This window comes from Vibrio sp. 10N.237.312.B06, assembly GCF_041464685.1.
In the GTDB taxonomy this organism is placed as follows: domain Bacteria; phylum Pseudomonadota; class Gammaproteobacteria; order Enterobacterales; family Vibrionaceae; genus Vibrio; species Vibrio tasmaniensis_A.
Map to the genome: position 1 here is coordinate 1 of NZ_JBFSPI010000094.1, position 18,915 is coordinate 18,915.

General features: G+C 45.0%; 7 protein-coding genes. 3 read left to right on the forward strand and 4 right to left on the reverse strand.

What is annotated here, in order from left to right; all coding sequences use genetic code 11:
• Positions 1 to 9,611, forward strand: a 9,611-nt coding sequence (locus tag AB6C75_RS19600; RefSeq protein WP_372108824.1) for a cadherin-like domain-containing protein, incomplete at its 5' end; no start/stop codon positions are given.
• Positions 9,612 to 9,826: 215 nt separating this feature from the next.
• Here the strand turns inward: AB6C75_RS19600 and AB6C75_RS19605 are convergent.
• The 4 genes from AB6C75_RS19605 to AB6C75_RS19620 all read right to left on the reverse strand — a co-directional run bounded on the left by AB6C75_RS19605 (position 9,827) and on the right by AB6C75_RS19620 (position 14,069).
• On the reverse strand, positions 9,827 to 11,596 hold the full coding sequence (locus AB6C75_RS19605; protein WP_372108826.1) for a sodium:solute symporter family protein: 1,770 nt from the start codon (positions 11,594 to 11,596) through the stop codon (positions 9,827 to 9,829).
• 470 nt (positions 11,597 to 12,066) lie between these two features.
• The gene (locus AB6C75_RS19610) at positions 12,067 to 12,693 is read right to left on the reverse strand and encodes a bifunctional 4-hydroxy-2-oxoglutarate aldolase/2-dehydro-3-deoxy-phosphogluconate aldolase (RefSeq protein WP_372108828.1); all 627 of its coding nucleotides are present in this window, start codon (positions 12,691 to 12,693) and stop codon (positions 12,067 to 12,069) included.
• Positions 12,694 to 12,766: 73 nt separating this feature from the next.
• Positions 12,767 to 13,699: a sugar kinase gene (locus AB6C75_RS19615; RefSeq protein WP_371728214.1), complete on the reverse strand. Its 933-nt coding sequence runs from the start codon at positions 13,697 to 13,699 to the stop codon at positions 12,767 to 12,769.
• Positions 13,700 to 13,733: 34 nt separating this feature from the next.
• On the reverse strand, positions 13,734 to 14,069 hold the full coding sequence (locus AB6C75_RS19620; protein ID WP_010438329.1) for a cupin domain-containing protein: 336 nt from the start codon (positions 14,067 to 14,069) through the stop codon (positions 13,734 to 13,736).
• 333 nt (positions 14,070 to 14,402) lie between these two features.
• On the opposite strand from AB6C75_RS19620, the gene AB6C75_RS19625 reads away from it, so the two are divergent.
• Together AB6C75_RS19625 and AB6C75_RS19630 are read left to right on the forward strand one after the other, a co-directional pair.
• Positions 14,403 to 16,601, forward strand: a complete 2,199-nt coding sequence (locus AB6C75_RS19625; RefSeq protein ID WP_372108830.1) for a heparinase II/III family protein — start codon at positions 14,403 to 14,405, stop codon at positions 16,599 to 16,601.
• Between the two features lie 2 nt (positions 16,602 to 16,603).
• Positions 16,604 to 18,757 (forward strand): heparinase II/III family protein, encoded by a 2,154-nt coding sequence (locus tag AB6C75_RS19630; protein WP_009846520.1) that lies wholly within the window; start codon positions 16,604 to 16,606, stop codon positions 18,755 to 18,757.
• Positions 18,758 to 18,915: the final 158 nt, after the last annotated feature.

An 18,915-nucleotide genomic window follows, 5' to 3' on the forward strand; every position in this document is an offset into this window, starting at 1 on the left:
CCACCGTGACTTTGACCATCACCGATGGTGATATTCCAATCATCAATACTATTCCTAGCGTCACGCTATCAGAATCCAATCTAACCGATGGCTCGGCAGCAAGCACCGTGCCTGTGAGTCAAACTGAGACAATTCAGTTCACCAATCAAAGTGATAATGTCACCAGTTTCCGCATTGAACCGAACCAATTTAATACTAATGGTTTGCTCAAATCGAATGGGTTGGTCGTTGAGCTTAAAGCGGATCCAAACACGACTGGGGGGTACATCGGCTTTGTGAAAGACGGAGCCACCCCAGAAGTTCCGGTCTTTACTATTAGCTTCTCTACTAGCACGGTGGGTGAATACACCTTTACGCTACTTGAAGCATTGGATCATGCTGATGGCCAAGCAAATAATGACTTGAGCTTTGAACTGCCCGTTTATGCGGTAGACCGCGATGGTGATGACTCATTGATGTCGCCATTGAAAGTAACGGTCAGCGATGACGTTCAAGGCATGCAAAATCAAACGCTGAGCATTACGGAACCAACGGTTGCAGATTTAGCCGCTGGTGTTGTCACGACAGGCACTGTTGATGTGATGCCAAACCAAAGTGCCGACGGGGCAACGATTACCCAGTTTACTTACGATAACAACGTGTACACGTTAATTCAGGGGACAACTGGAGAGCAGGTTTTCCCTGTTGCTGAAGGTAAACTGTATATCACTCTGGAAGGTGATGTCCGTTTCGAACCTAATCGCAACCTCAATCATTCAGGGGGCGATATTGTTAAGACGATTACGGTCACGTCTGAAGATAAAGATGGTGACGAAGTCACGTCGACCGTTACGCTTACTATTTCAGATGGTGCTCCACCTGTTATTGATAACATACCACCAGTCGCTTTGGCTGAAGCAAACCTGCTTGATGGCACCTCTCCGAGCATAACGGTCACTCAAACCGGAACAATGACGTTTACATCTGGTAGTGATGATGTGAACCACTTCCGTATTGATACTGCGCAGTTCAACACAACTGGGGACCTAAAATCGGATGGTCTGGTTGTTAAGCTAAAAGAAGATCCTCTAAACAGCGACAATTATATTGGCTTCGTAGAAAACGGTGGTGTCCAAACGGACATTTTCACCATCACTTTTGATAGTTTGGTGCTTGGTCAATATACCTTCACATTGTTAGAAGAGTTAGATCACCTGCCTGTGCAAGGTAATAACGTTCAAATCTTCACTTTGCCAGTTATTGCGGTCGACCAAGACAATACGGATTCAGTAATTAAGCCTCTTACGGTGACTATTACTGATGATGTACCCGTCATTACGGATACAACAGTTGCGAGTACGTTTGTTGTTGATGAAGATGATTTAGGCTCTGTTGTGGCTCAAGCGACAGGCTCGTTTGTGACCACAGAAGGTGCAGACCAAGTAGAGGTTTACGAACTGCGTAACGTAGCCACTCTAGAAACTACTCTGACATCAGGCAATGAAGCGATTTCGATCACTGAGGTCACTGGGGCTGCGAACACAACTACCTACCAAGGTGCGACCACAAGCGGGACTCCGATTTTTACTCTTGCACTGGGTAACGATGGGTCATACACATTCACTTTACTTGGCCCTCTAAATCACGCTACTGGATCAAATGACCTAACCATACCATTTAATGTTGTGGCGGTAGACGGTGATGGCGATGACTCCAACCAGTATCAACTACCAATTCAAGTCATTGATGATGTTCCAGTAATGACGCCGCCGACGGGCGAAACGGTTGTCGATGAAGACGACCTTTCAGGCATAGGTTCGGATCAATCTGAAGACACCATTATCAATGGACTGTTCACCGTCGATGAAGGTGCCGATGGCGTTGTGAAGTATGAACTGGTTGATGAAGATTTAGTCTTGAGCGGTTTAACCTCCGATGGAGAAAGCTTAGAGTGGCTAGCTGTTTCACAAAACGGCACAACATTCACCTATGTTGCTCAAACTGCAACCAGCAATGAAGCCGTGTTTGAGATTGTTTTCGATACCTCTGATAACAGTTATCAGTTTGAATTGTTTAAACCACTGAAGCACCCTGACGGTGCAAACGAGAACGCGATAGATCTTGATTTCTCAATCGTTGCTGAAGATTTTGATCAAGACCAATCGAATGCGATTGATCTCAAAATAACAGTCACTGATGATATTCCATTAGTGACAACACAATCGATTACTCGTGTTGAAGGTCAGGGTTATCGCGGCTCTATAGTCGATATGTTTGCTGATTCTACAGATGTCGGTGCCGATGGCGCGGAACTGAGCAAAATTGAAGCATTTGACGGAAGTGGAATTGTTTTCCGTTCAGGGAACAGTGGGTCTTACAGTAGTGACTTCGATTTAAATAGTGGTACTCAAGAGGTACGAGTATATGAGCAGATCAATGGCGCTGTTGATCCTCGAGAGCTGGGTCGACTGAAAATAAACTCAAATGGTGAGATTGAGTTTAGAGCCAATAATTACTTAGAGCATGTTGGTGATGAAATTAATTTCTCTATTAATGTAACAGCGAAGGATGGCGATTCAGATACGTCATCGACACCCTTGGACATCACTATTACGGATAGGAATTCGTCGAAGATCGCGCTGACAGTGACCACCTTTGAGGATGCGGGTAGAGACTCAACAATACCATATGCTGCAGGTGATGCTCCGATTCTTGAAAATATACAAGACAACCAAAGCGGTTTACCTAATGCACCAGCTCAAGTTGCGCTTCAGGTTAACCTGAATGACAGGGATAACAGCGAGTCTATCGGTCAACTGATTATAAAAAACAGTAACCATAGAGGCACGTTCTATTACTTTGAGGGTGGTGAGTATCACAAGTTAACGCCTGAAACTAACGGTCAAATATTATTTGGACCGCCTCAAATGCAACAAAGCTTTGCATTAAACCCGAGTGAAGTCAGACAAACTATTGCGACTATCGATAACCTGTTCTTTGTCCCTGACCAAAACTATGGTTCAGATAGTAATGGTGTTGAGATCCGCTATCAATTGGAGATCGATAATGGAGGCACTCTTGACCACAAAGTAAACTCAAGCTTCAAAATCGAGATTGAAGCGGTAGCGGATATTGCTACTTGGGATGATGGTAATAGCACTTATCAGTATCAAGTCAACGAAGATGAAGACAATGTCACACTACAGCTGAATGCAGAATCACAAGATAACACTCAAACTGAAACGATCACCTATGAGTTAGAAGTTATCGAAGGCGACGGGAAGTTTGAGCTTCTTGATAAAGACGGCAATGTGCTTACTCTGACGGCGGATGGTGTATATAAAATAGCAGCAGAAGACATTAACACCACCGTGGTTAACCCTATTGATAATTTCTCGGGTCAGATTAAATTCAAAGCAACAGCGGTTACAGAAGAAACACTGAATCCTTATGAAGATACTGCCAACGGCGGAGCAAATGATAAAACTGAGGCCCGTTCTGTAGAGCAAAACATCATTATTGATGTCACTGCTGACGCTGACCCTGGAAGGTTCAGTGTAAATCGCATTCAAATCAACGAAGACAATATTGATAATCCCGACTACCTTGGGCCTTTGGATAACAAAGATGCATTCACGCTAGACGAAGTCATCACCATGACAGGGTCGGTCGATACGGATGGCTCTGAAGAACTGTTTGTTCGTATCAGCAATATTACAGAAGGCGCAGTGCTTTACTTTGTAGGTACAACCACGGTGGTTCCTATTGTCAGTGGTACCAATTACCACGAAATAGCGTATTCCGATTTGGCTAACGTTGAGGTGGTTCCAACTAAACACAGCAATGTGGATTTCACTTTTGATGTTACAGGTGTAGTGAAGGACACTGCAAACCTGTCAACCAACCCACAACAAGTCGATGTAGAAATACTCGGTACTAAAACGGTTAACGTTGAAGTGAAAGGAGTTGCTGACACACCTTATGGTGGGACGAATGATACCGATTGGACCGCAATTACAGATGGTACTGCAAGCGGTGTTCAAACGACGATTCAAGAGAGTCAAAACGGCGACAGCTTTGCTCTGCTTGACTTCACGGTATTGTCGGGTGAGAGAAAGCCTGACACTGGCACTACACCATTACCGGACGATGGTTCCGAATCAATAACGGTCATCTTATCGGGTATTCCTGATGGCGTTATAATCGAGGATGGTGACGGTACGGTTATTGATCTTAACTTTGTGGGTTACGAAACCGGACCGGGTGGTAGCCCTGATTTATCAAAACCTATCTACGAAGCTAATATTACGGAGGCGGGTACAACGTCAGGTATTCGTATTCGACCTGTCGACTCTTCGACCGAGAATATCCACATTCAAGGCAAAGTGATCGTAACGGAAAACGACGGTCACACACTTTCTTTTGATCAAGAAATTCGAGTGTTGGTTGAGCCTATCATCGATACCTCAACAACCTACAACAACGTCACAAACGGGAACGAAGATACGGCTATCAACATCGATTGGCACCCTGAAGGCGTTGACTATATCGACTCAGATGAGCATTTCACTTCAATTAAGATTTTCGGTATTCCACCGGGTGTCACACCCACCGTAAATGGTGATGTGACTGTTGTGAATGATGGTGCGGGTACGTTAACGATTACCCCTAAAGACGCGAATCAAACGCCGGAACAATTTACCCAAATTGCACTAGCGAATAACTTTATTCAAATGACTCCGCCAACGGACTCTAGCGTTGATTTCACATTGACGACAGAGGTAGACGTTGAGGAGCGTGATCACGAATATGTGGACTCTTCTAACCCTGGTGAGGGTATTGCGACTGCGACGGTTAAAGGTACGATCAATGTTATCGTAAGACCCGTTGTTGAGACTCATGATGGCATCGATAATCAGCTTATCGTCGACGACGTGGCTGGAACTGGTTCTTTGGGTACGGTGAGCGCCGATCCTTTGACTGGTGTACTCAAGTTTACAACCAACAGCGACAATCCGTCCGCCACGGATGAATTTGTTATTCGATATCAAGAAACCGATGCATCATCTGCTATTGAGGAAGTCGACCAACTGGTTATTCAATTAACGAATAATGACACGAATAAGACTCCATTATCAGATGACGTATTGAATCAATTACTCGTTATTGGCGCGGCTTATGAAGGCGATGGTCGTTGGGTTGTGACCAATGAGGACTTATTTAGCATCAGTGCACCTAATGGTCTTGGTTTTCCTCCTATTTCTAATCTTCCAGACGCATTCAATGACATCAAGATGACTATTTTTAGTACGGTGGTCGATCGCGGTGATGGTGCTGAGACTGAGTCTTCACCTGCCGTTGTGCGGGAAGGCGAAGTGACATTGTCATTCCCAGAAGTACTTGTCGGGGGAGGTGAGGTCGCAGCAGATATTACGATGACACCAAACAGTGTTGTCGATGCCATCGAGGACACACAGCTAGATTTGGGAGCTGCGCTAGATAGTTTGATCACTTTCTCTGGAGAAGACGCTTCGGTAGACCAAGTGACCATTATCATTGATGACTCCGTGACCATTAACCCAGGAGGCACTTTCCCAATTAGTTTAGCGGGAAGCAGTGAAGTCGATTTTGTTAATGGAAAATATGTATTCGAAACAACCGTTGAACAGGGCGTTCCAACTGATTTCTCAGGGCTGTTACTTAACTTGCCGGCAGACTACTCTGGTGACTTTAGATTACCACTAACCATAGTGACCAAAGATACGCTCTCTGGTGATGAGAAAACGTTAGTTACCGACGTCGTCATCAAAGTCGCGCCAGATGCAGAGACGGACCCTACGATTGAGGTGAATGTCGTCGGTTCGCTTGATGATGCCTTTAATCCTGTTGATAACGACGGTCAGGCTGGACAAGATCCGGAGGGTTACGAAGACACCTACATTCAACTCGACTTCAATTCGACTATTTCGGATCAGGTATCAGGCGTCGAAGGGGGGCAAGAGGCGTTTACATCCATTACTTTGACGTTGGATGACCCTTCGATAGGGGCATTCTATGACAATACGGGCACTTCACTTGGTACCTCAGTCACGTTTAATCAAGCTGAAATCGCGGCGGGGGCGCTCGATAATGTCCTCTTTAGGGCGATAGAAAACTACCCAACTGGAAATGATATTAATCAAGTGCAGATTAATGTAAGTGGTACAGTTACAGATACCGCAACCTACAATGACTCTGCTTTTCCGGTAGGCACTGCAACCGACTCCGATACCTTCAATACAAGTGTTCGTTTTGATGTTGTTCCGGTTGTTGATGATGTACTTGTCTCTGGGCCGGGTAGTGATCCTGATGTAATTGAGATTACCGGCAACGAAGACCAGCTTATTTCCTTGTCAGGTACAGGACCAGTATCGATTGCTCTGACTGACCTTGATGGATCAGAACAGTTTGTATCGATTAAGTTCACCGATGTACCTGATGGCTTCCAGATGCGTGTAGATACTGGCTCTGCTTACACTGTGAAAAACAACGGTGGCGGTGAGTGGAGTGTTCAATTGCCTCAAGCTTCTGGGCTTTCATTCGACTTAAGTGAAATTTCGATTTTACCACCGAAAAACTTCAGTGGTACTGCTGAATTTGGCGTTGAAGTATTCACTCAAGAGTCGCTACTTGGTGTACCAACTGCGGCTGCAAACTTGCCAAGCTTCAAACTGCATGTGGTGCCTGTTGGCGATGATGTTGATACCGACCCGACGGGTTCTATAGCGGGTAACGAAGGCCAAAACATTGATATTGAAATCAATGCGACTATTTTAGATAAAGAGTTGTCGGCCTCAGGAAACGGAACGTATACCGAAAATGCACCTGAAACCCTTCGAGTCGAAGTGGCAGGTGTTCCTCAAGGTGCTTATATCTACTACCCTGACGGAACGACCTTGGGTAGTTATGACTCAACTACACAGCTCTGGACTCTCGATGTTCCAGCTCAGTCGCTAGATAAGATCGTATTTAACTCTGGCGAACATAATAGTGATACAGGTAATGCTTTGGGTATTAATGGTCCACTGCAGATTACCGTTCGTTCTGTGGATACAGATGCTGATAACACGGAGCATTTAGGCACACCAACGAGTTTCAATGTTGATTTAGTGATTGATCCTATCAACGATCAACCGACCTTTGTCAATGTGACTAACCTTGAAACGACAGAAGACTCTACTGGCGTGGCAATCAACAACTTTAGTATTTACGATATCGACGCAAACTTTGATAATCCAGATGCACCGTATGTACTGACGCTAAAAGTTGACCAAACACTGCCGGGTGCACAGGGCGAGTTTGTACTCCCAAGCACTCAATCCAATGGTGTGACATTTGTATTGCAGGCTGATGGCTCACTTGTCATGACAGGTAAAGAAGCTGACATCAATGCAGCGCTAACTAATGGCGAGGTTACGTTCAAACCGGACCCGGATCAGAACTATCTCAATCAGGGTGGGTTAGTGACCATTAATGCTACGATCGATGACGGTGGTAATAACGGTTTGATTGATGCGGGTGATCCGAATACCGCTCAAACGAATCAAACTACCTTCACTATTAAAGTGACGGAATATAATGATGCTCCGATAGCGGCCAATGTTGATTTGGGCTCGATTCCGGAAGATGGCCAAATCGTGATTGTTGAGGGTGACTTGATTACGGCAAGCTCTGATATCGAAAATCATAACCTTACCGTAACAGATATCAGCCTTACTCAAAATCAAGGTCAAGGTCAGCTTCAGAGGTTTGAGAACATTGCTGGGGCGGATGACAATTCGATTAATGGCCCATACTGGGTGTTCACGGCAGCTGATGATTATAATGGAGACGTCAAATTCAATTACTCCATTATCGATGATGGTACAACCGACGGTTCGCCGGACTTCAAAGTGGGCAGTGCGGAAATCAGCCTTGTAGTTACAGAAGTTAACGACCAACCAGTGGCAACCGATATTGATTTGGGCACCATGCTTGAAGAAGGTCAGCTAATCATCAAAGCTGAAGACCTGATTACAGCGACGACAGACCCTGAGGGGCATGCCATTACGGTAACTAAGGTCGAAATCGATCAAGGTCAGGGGCAAATTCAGAAGTTTGAGAACGTTGGTGGGGCGGATGACAATTCGATTAATGGCCCATACTGGGTATTCACGGCAGCTGATGATTACAATGGCGATGTTACATTCACCTATACCGTAGAAGATAACGGTACAACCAATGGCTCAAATGATTTCTTAACGGATACCGCGGAAATCAGCGTTGTGGTACAAGGTGTTAACGATACACCTGTTGTTAATGGTGACAATGTCACTGATTTTATTGATGAAGAATCGGGTCAGCTGCTGAGTGGCATCAATGTCAGTGATCCTGATTATGTTGATTCATTTTCTAATGACTTGATGACGGTCACTTTGACGGTGGATTACGGAACGTTAAATGTGTCGCTGCCTGCCGTGACAACTGTGATGGTGAATGGCAACAACACAGGTTCGGTTATCTTAGTAGGTACGTTGAGCGACCTAAATGCATTAATTGACACACCGACTAGCCCTGCGGGTGTTTATCTGGATGCGAGCCTGTCTCCAACCAATAGCATTGGCTTGGAAGTCATCGCGAAAGATAGCGGAAACCCTTCTGGTATCGTCATTGAAACCACGCCAGTTATCTATGATATAGCAGTGACTCCTGTGGCGAATGCGCCGACCTTGTCGATTGATACTGCGTCTAACTACGTCAGAAATATCACCGCTAACCAGTCAGTAAGCGCTAGCGGCGTTCCTTTGGTTGGTATTATTGCTGCCTTGACCGATATTACGGAAGAGCTAACGCTACGTATCAGTGATGTGCCTGTTGGTGCTCAAATTACGAGTGATGTGGGTTCAGTGACTGATGTCGGTGGTGGAGTTTGGATTGCCACGGCGGATGCGATTGACACTGTGAAAGTGGTCGGGCTTTCTGATACGCCGGGAAGCTACACACTCAAAGTGGAGGCGGTTTCAGAAGAGCTAGATAACAGCGATACTGCAACATCGGCTTCGATAGACCTCAACTTGAACATTGTGTCTAACGGTGTTGATATCGATTTAGCTACAGAAACCGACGATGTTCAGTTATTGGCAGGGGCTGGCAATATCGACCTGACAGCGGGATCTGGAAATGATCGTCTGGAAGGAGGTTCGGGTGACGATACGTTAGTTGGCGGTGATGGTAACGACACTCTCATCGGTGGAGGCGGTTCCGATATTCTGACTGGTGGCGACGGTATGGATTCGTTTGTATGGTTCAACATCGAAGATGGTGTCGAAGATACGATTACCGACTTTAGCCTATCTGAAGGAGACCAACTCGATCTAAGAGAAGTGTTACCTGAGCTGAAAAGTGCCTCACCAGATATAACAACACTGCTGCAACACATTGATGCGAAGGTCGACGGGGATGATATTGAGCTTACGATTAACCCTGATGGCTTAGGCACGACAGAACAAGTGATTGTGGTTGAAGATCTTGTTCCTCAGCTGACGTTAAATGGCACCATGCCTTCTGATATTCTGGATGCGCTAGTACAGCAGAATGTTATGACTCACGGTTAACGCTCAATTGATAAGCGCTAGTGATTAGAAGTGAATAACTAAACCATAACGAAATAGGCCAGCAATGCTGGCCTATTTGTTATTAAATCTTGCTAAATGAGCCCCGATAAACCAATAGCCTCGATAAAACAACAAAAAGCCCATGCTGTCGAGGGAAAGCATGGGCATTATTTTATGTGTTATATCAGCTAAGCGAATAGTGTTCTTTCTCTATACTATTTGAGAATCGCTCCATCATTTAGCTTTTTTGCAGGGTTTTTGGCCGCATTAACCAGTAGGATACCAACGGTTAGTACCATCGAACCACATAGTAGGAACAACAAGCGTCCTGTTGGTTCGTTTGGAATCAGAGCCATTGCTAGGATACCGAAACCTGCTGTGCTGATAAGCTTACCAAGCATTGAACGCTGTTTAGTATCTAGGTTTTGTTGCTCTTCACCTTCCGCTACTAATGGTGTGTTCCAGTTAGTGAATAGTTGGTCAACTTCTTTCTCACGTTCAGGCGATAGGCCTTTGTAGAAGCGAGAAGTTAGCATGAAGTAACCACCAGTAAACACTACGTGAGCAGCTAAGCTAAGACCTACTTTCAAGTCGCTCCATTCACGGCCAGTAAGCGCTGTTTCCATACCGAATAGGTGCTCGATGTCTTCTGCTTGAAGCGAGATACCGAAGATGTAAGAAACGAAACCACCAACCACGAGAGTAGACCAACCAGCCCAGTCAGGCGTCTTACGAATCCACATACCAAGTAGTACAGGGATAAGCATTGGGAAGCCAATTAACGCACCTACGTTCATTACGATATCGAACAAGCTCAAGTGACGTAGAGAGTTAATGAATAAGCCAATCGCGATGATGATAACACCCATCATAATAGTCGTTAGCTTACTTACAATAACCAGCTCTTTCTGAGTCGCATTTTGACGAAGAATCGGGCTGTAGAAGTTCATTACAAAGATACCAGCATTACGGTTCAAACCTGAATCCATAGAAGACATCGTTGCAGCGAACATTGCTGACATAAGAAGACCAACCATACCTGCTGGCATTACGTTCTGTACGAATGCTAGGTAAGCAGCATCACCCGCTTTATCACCCATTGAAGCGTACTCTAATGCGAACTCAGGCATGAATGCACTTACGTACCATGGTGGTAGGAACCAAATTAGTGGACCAACAACCATAAGGATACATGCTAGGCCTGCCGCTTTACGTGCGTTTTCACTGTCTTTCGCACATAGGTAACGGTAAGCGTTGATGCTGTTGTTCATTACACCGAACTGCTTCACGAAGATGAATACAACCCAAAGAACGAAGATGCTCATGTAGTTTAGGTTATTACCTAACATGAAGTCGCCGTCGAAGTTAGCAACGATGTTAGTTAAGCCACCACCGTGGAAGTAAGCCGCAACCGCACAAGTGATTGTCACGGCCATGATTACAAGCATTTGCATGAAGTCAGAAGCAACAACCGCCCAAGAGCCGCCTGTTACTGCCATCAATACTAGAACCATACCCGTTACCACAATGGTTGCTTCCATTGGGATGTTGAATACAGCAGCTACGAAGATAGCGAGACCGTTTAGCCAGATACCTGCAGAGATAAGACTGTCAGGCATACCTGCCCATGTGAAGAACTGTTCAGACGTTTTACCAAAGCGTTGACGAATGGCTTCGATCGCCGTTACTACACGAAGTTGGCGGAACTTTGGAGCGAAGTACATATAGTTCATGAAGTAGCCAAAAGCATTGGCTAGGAATAGGATTACAATAACGAAACCGTCATTGAACGCGCGTCCTGCGGCACCTGTAAACGTCCATGCTGAAAACTGTGTCATGAAGGCGGTTGCACCAACCATCCACCACAACATTTTGCCGCCCCCTCTGAAGTAATCACTAGTCGACGTGGTGAACTTACGGAACATCCAACCAATAGCGATTAAAAAGAAGAAGTAGGCGAGAACAACAAAAGTATCGATAGTCATCTTTTCAGCCTTTTAAATATCATAATTAACTGGGCTTAGATTAACGCGTTCAAAGGTTTATTTGTACTACAATATGTCTTTAGTATGATCTAGGTCGCATTGATTTTTTTTGGCTTGCTGTTTGTTTTTTTAACTGATTGTTTTTTAAGGCTTTAGTTGGTTGTTTAATTTGTAAAAGGTTAAAGGCAAATAACCTTTTAATGGTTCGTATGTATTACAATATAGGTGATGTGCTTATGAGAGTAGGTATGTATAGGATTTTAGTTATAACCGTAACAAATGTGCTACAAATTGGTGTGTTGTGCGACGACATTCACGTTAATTTGGACATCAATAATGAAAACTTTTTCACGGGTACATAAGTGTAGCTTATTGTTTTCACTTTGCTATTTTCTGTTAGTCTGCGTAATAATCGGCAGATAACAAAAAGCCCCACCGAAGTGAGGCTTGATTACGAAATCTAAAATAGATTAAGCGTTAACGTGATCAACTGCGTCACGAACAAGCTTGCCTAGTTCGTCCCACTTACCTTCGTCGATAAGGTTAGTTGGAACCATCCAAGTACCGCCACATGCAAGTACAGAAGGGATCGATAGGTATTCATCAACATTCTTCAAGCTTACGCCGCCAGTAGGCATGAATTTAACAGGATAAACAGCGGTTAGTGCTTTAAGCATACCAGTACCGCCAGAAGGCGCAGCAGGGAAGAACTTCAACGTGCGAAGGCCCATTTCCATTGCTTGCTCAACTAGGCTCGGGTTATTAACACCCGGTACAATAGCAACGCCTTTATCGATACAGTATTGAACAGTGCGCGGGTTGAAACCTGGGCTTACGATGAAATCAACGCCAGCTTCAATAGATGCGTCAACTTGCTCGTTAGTCAGTACAGTACCTGAACCGATTAGCATGTCAGGGAACTCTTTACGCATGATGCGAATCGCTTCGATTGCACATTCTGTACGTAGTGTGATTTCTGCACATGGCATGCCGTTTTCAACCAGTGCTTTGCCTAGGGGGATGGCATCTTCAGCACGGTTGATAGCGATTACAGGGATTACTTTTAGGTTTGCTAGTTGTTCATTTAATGTAGTCATGAATTCTTTCTCACGTTAATAATGGGTCTGCTTTCAACTAAGCAAACCCTTGATTAATAGTTAAAGTGCGCAATTATAGAGACAAATCAGGCGTCGCATCTACAGGAATGATAGCACCTGGATGCTGAATCACGGTCCCTGCCACAATGTGGCCTGCTAATGCTGCGTCACGCGCATTGCCACCGCTCAAGCGTTTAGCTAAGAAGCCTGCACTGAACGAGTCGCCAGCGGCTGTCGTATCAACAATGTTGTCTACTGGGTAGGGTGCAACGTACTGAGCGCTTTGGCTTTCAACCACTAGGCAGTCTTTCGCGCCACGCTTAATGATGATTTCTTTCACACCAGACTCAGACGTACGTGCAATACACTGTTCAATGCTTTCGTCGCCATACAGCTCTTGCTCGTCATCGAACGTAAGTAGCGCTGTATCGGTGTACTTAAGCATTTTCAAGTACCAAGAAATCGCTTCTTGTTGGCTTTCCCAAAGTTTTGGACGGTAGTTATTGTCGAAGAATACTTGGCCGCCTTGAGCTTTGAATTTGTCTAAGAAGTTGAATAGCTGCGTGCGTCCGTTCTCTGTCAAGATAGCAAGTGTAATACCGCTTAGGTAAACCGCGTCAAAAGAGAATAGCTTATCAAGTAGAGCAGGCGTGTCTTGCTGATCAAACATGAACTTCGCTGCAGCATCACTACGCCAGTAGTGGAAGCTACGCTCACCAGTGTCATCGGTCTCGATGTAATAAAGCCCTGGTTGTTTGTGATCGAGCTGAGCCACTAAGCTTGTATCAATACCTTCAGCTTGCCACTTTTCTAGCATGTCAGTACTGAATGGGTCAGTGCCTAGCGCGGTTACATAGCTTGTTTGGATACCATGCTCTTTTGTTAAGCGTGACAGGTAAAGCGCCGTATTTAGTGTATCGCCACCAAAACTTTGCTTAAGCCCGTCTTGTTTCTTTTGTAGCTCAACCATGCACTCGCCAATGACCGCGATGTTTAATGATTTCATATGCTTACCTTAGCAACTGAGGTTGCGCTATTCATTATTTTAGGAAGTCTTCACGCGCAGGGTTGAAGATATCTAGAAGGATGCTGTCTTGCTCTAGTGCAACGGCGCCGTGCATCATGTGTTTACGAGCGAAGTAAGCGTCGCCTTCTTTAAGTACTCTCTTCTCGCCTTCAATCTCAGCTTCAAAGCTACCGCGAACAACATAACCGATTTGGTCATGAATTTCGTGTGTGTGAGGATGGCCAATCGCACCCTTATCAAAACAAAGGTGTACAGCCATTAGATCATCAGTATAAGCAACGATTTTACGCTTAATACCGCCGCCCAATTCTTCCCATGGATTTTCATCTAGCATAAAGAAAGAGTTCATTGTGTGTCTCCTAATCTGTTTAAATCTTTTAAGTGTTACTTAACTTGCATTCATAATAAGGGAATGAGATTAATTGTAATACAATATATCTAGAGTTGTGTGATATTGATCAAGCAATACTTTATATAGCGTAAATAAATCAATAACTTAGCAAATGCCTGGTGTTTGGTATTTACCATTTACATCAATGGCTTATGGTTAATTGTGTGATTCTGCTCATCATTCCATGACGAATAGGTATGATTAAAGTTCATATTGTATTACTTTATGTGGAGTTTGAAAATTTAATCAAAGTTTAAACCGATAAACTCTTTATTGAGGGTGACAAAGAATATGACGACTAAACCAGTATTGTTGACTGAAGCAGAAATAGAGCAACTTCACCTTGAAGTGGGCCGTTCGAGCTTAATGGGCAAAACCATTGCTGTGAACGCGAAAGACCTAGAGGCGTTCATGCGCTTACCTATTGATGTTCCTGGTCACGGAGAAGCGGGTGGTTACGAGCATAACCGCCATAAGCAAAATTACACGTACATGAACTTAGCTGGTCGCATGTTCTTGATCACTAAAGAGCAAAAGTACGCTGACTTCGTTACAGAATTACTAGAAGAATACGCAGACAAATATCTAACGTTTGATTACCACGTACAGAAAAATACCAACCCAACAGGCCGTTTGTTCCACCAAATCCTGAACGAACACTGCTGGTTAATGTTCTCAAGCTTAGCTTACTCTTGTATTGCTTCAACCCTGACACAAGAGCAACGTGACAACATTGAGTCTCGCATTTTCGAACCAATGCTAGAAATGTTTACGGTTAAATACGCACACGACTTCGACCGAATTCACAACCACGGTATTTGGGCAGTAGCTGCAGTCGGTATTTGTGGTCTTGCTTTAGGTAAGCGTGAGTACCTTGAAATGTCGGTTTACGGCATCGACCGCAACGATACGGGCGGTTTCCTAGCGCAAATTTCTCAATTGTTTGCACCTTCTGGTTACTACATGGAAGGTCCTTACTACCACCGTTACGCGATTCGCCCAACATGTGTTTTCGCTGAAGTCATTCACCGTCATATGCCTGAAGTTGATATTTACAACTACAAAGGCGGCGTGATTGGTAACACGGTACAAGCCATGCTTGCGACGGCTTATCCGAACGGTGAGTTCCCGGCTCTGAATGATGCTTCTCGTACAATGGGCATCACAGACATGGGTGTTCAGGTTGCAGTCAGTGTTTACAGTAAGCACTACTCTTCAGCTGAGGGTGTTGACCAAAACATTCTTGGTATGGCGAAGATTCAAGACGCAGTATGGATGCACCCATGTGGTCTTGAGTTATCTAAAGCATACGAAGCGGCTTCTGCTGAAAAAGAAATCGGCATGCCTTTCTGGCCAAGTGTTGAATTGAACGAAGGCCCTGAAGGTCACAACGGCGCGCAAGGTTTTATCCGCATGCAGGATAAGAAAGGCGACGTTTCTCAGTTAGTGATGAACTACGGCCAACACGGCATGGGTCACGGCAACTTCGATACGCTGGGTATTTCTTTCTTCAACCGCGGTCAAGAAGTACTACGTGAATACGGCTTCTGCCGTTGGGTGAACGTTGAGCCAAAATTCGGCGGTCGTTACCTAGATGAAAACAAATCTTACGCACGTCAAACGATTGCTCATAATGCAGTAACCATTGATGAAAAATGTCAGAATAACTTTGACGTTGAGCGTGCAGACTCAGTACACGGCTTGCCTCACTTCTTTAAAGTAGAAGACGAGAAAATCAACGGCATGAGTGCATTTGCTAACGATCACTACCAAGGTTTTGACATGCAACGCAGCGTGTTCATGTTAAACCTTGAAGAGCTTGAATCTCCGTTATTGTTAGACCTATACCGTTTAGATTCTGAGAAGGGCGGCGAAGGTGAGCACCAATTTGATTACTCTCATCAATATGAAGGTCAAATAGTTCGCACTAACTTCGAATACCAAACGAACAAAGAGTTAAACACACTAGGCAGCGACTTCGGTTATCAACACTTATGGAACGTAGCAAGTGGTGAAGTGAAGGGCACAGCACTGGTAAGCTGGCTACAAAATAACACGTACTACACTTGGCTAGGCGCAACGTCTAACGACAATGCTGAAGTTGTCTTTACTCGCACTGGAGCTAACGATCCAAGCTTCAACCTACGTTTAGAGCCTGCATTCATTTTACGTAGCAAAGGCGAAACAACACTGTTCGCTTCTGTTCTAGAAACGCACGGTTACTTTAACGAAGAGTTCGAACAATCAGTAAATGCTCGCGGCGTTGTGAAAGACATCAAGGTTGTAGCGCATACAAACGTCGGTTCAGTCGTCGAAATCACCACAGAGAAGTCAAATGTGACAGTGATGATCAGCAACCAACTTGGCGCGACTGATAGCACTGAACACAAAGTAGAACTGAACGGTAAAGTATACAGCTGGACAGGCTTCTACTCAGTAGAAACAATTTTAAACCCAGAATTAGCAAGCACAGCAGAGCAGGGGAAATAATAATGAGCTATCAACCACTTTTACTTAACTTTGAGGAAGCAGCAGAGCTTCGTAAAGAACTTGGCAAGGATAGCCTTTTAGGTAACGCACTGACTCGCGATATTAAACAAACTGACGCTTACATGGCGGAAGTTGGCATTGAAGTTCCAGGTCACGGTGAAGGCGGCGGCTACGAACATAACCGTCATAAGCAAAACTACATTCACATGGATCTAGCGGGTCGTTTGTTCCTTATCACTGAGGAAACAAAGTACCGTGATTACATCGTTGATATGTTAACTGCGTACGCGACGGTGTACCCAACACTTGAAAGTAACGTAAGCCGTGACTCTAACCCTCCGGGTAAGCTGTTCCACCAAACGTTGAACGAGAACATGTGGATGCTTTACGCTTCTTGTGCGTACAGCTGTATTTACCACACCATTTCTGAAGAGCAAAAGCGTCTGATCGAAGACGATCTTCTTAAGCAAATGATCGAAATGTTCGTTGTGACTTACGCACACGACTTCGATATCGTACACAACCACGGCTTATGGGCTGTGGCAGCGGTAGGTATCTGTGGTTACGCAATCAACGATCAAGAGTCAGTAGACAAAGCGCTTTACGGCCTGAAACTAGACAAAGTAAGCGGTGGTTTCTTAGCGCAACTTGACCAACTGTTCTCGCCAGACGGCTACTACATGGAAGGTCCTTACTACCACCGTTTCTCACTACGTCCAATCTACTTGTTCGCAGAAGCGATTGAACGTCGTCAGCCAGATCTTGGTATTTACGAATTTAACGATTCAGTGATCAAGACAACGTCTTACGCGGTATTTAAAACGGCATTCCCAGACGGTACATTGCCAGCTCTGAACGATTCATCGAAGACGATTTCTATTAACGATGAAGGCGTTATTATGGCAACGTCTGTGTGTTACCACCGCTATGAGCAGACTGAAACTTTACTTGGTATGGCTAATCACCAACAAGATGTTTGGGTCCATGCTTCAGGTAAAACGCTATCTGACGCTGTCAATGCAGCAGACGACATCAAAGCATTCAACTGGGGTAGCCTGTTTGTAACGGACGGCCCTGAAGGCGAAAAAGGCGGCGTAAGCATTCTTCGTCACCGTGACGAACAAGACGACGACACGATGGCGTTGATTTGGTTTGGTCAACACGGCAGCGATCACCAATACCACTCTGCACTAGACCATGGTCACTACGATGGGCTACACCTAAGCGTATTCAACCGTGGCCACGAAGTGCTGCACGATTACGGCTTCGGTCGCTGGGTAAACGTTGAGCCTAAGTTTGGCGGTCGTTACATCCCAGAGAACAAGTCTTACTGTAAGCAGACAGTTGCTCACAACACAGTAACGGTTGATCAGAAAACACAGAACAACTTCGATACGGCATTGGCTGAATCTAAGTTTGGTCAGAAGCACTTCTTCGTAGCAGACGACCAGTCTCTGCAAGGTATGAGCGGCACAATTTCTGAGTACTACACCGGCGTAGACATGCAACGCAGCGTGATTCTTGCTGAACTTCCTGAGTTCGAGAAGCCACTAGTTATAGATGTATACCGCATCGAAGCTGACGCTGAACACCAGTACGACCTACCCGTTCACCACTCGGGTCAAATCATCCGTACTGACTTCGACTACAACATCGAAAGCACGCTGAAGCCGCTAGGTGAAGACAACGGTTACCAGCACTTATGGAACGTTGCTTCAGGCAAAGTGAACCAAGAGGGCTCTCTGGTGAGCTGGCTACATGACAGCAGCTACTACAGCCTAGTAACCAGCGCGAATGCGGGCAGTGAAGTAATCTTTGCTCGCACTGGTGCTAACGATCCAGACTTTAACCTTAAGAGTGAGCCTGCGCTTATCTTACGTCAGTCTGGTCAAAACCACGTGTTTGCTTCTGTACTAGAAACGCATGGTTACTTTAACGAGTCAATCGAAGCCTCTGTAGGCGCTCGTGGTCTGGTTAAATCAGTGTCTGTTGTGGGCCATAACAGTGTCGGGACTGTTGTTCGCATTCAGACTACTTCTGGTAACACTTACCACTACGGTATTTCAAACCAAGCTGAAGACACGCAGCAAGCAACTCACACTGTTGAGTTCGCGGGTGAGACATACTCGTGGGAAGGGTCATTTGCTCAACTGTAAATGATTAATACCAATCACAGTAAGTAAGTGAGCAGAAATAGCGCAGGAAAAAAGCTTGAGAACAAGGCGGCTCTTTTCGACAAGAAGTTTCGATAAGTAGTTATTCTACAATCAAAAATTCTAACGAAGTTATCGAGTTTTTTAACAAGCTAGGGTGA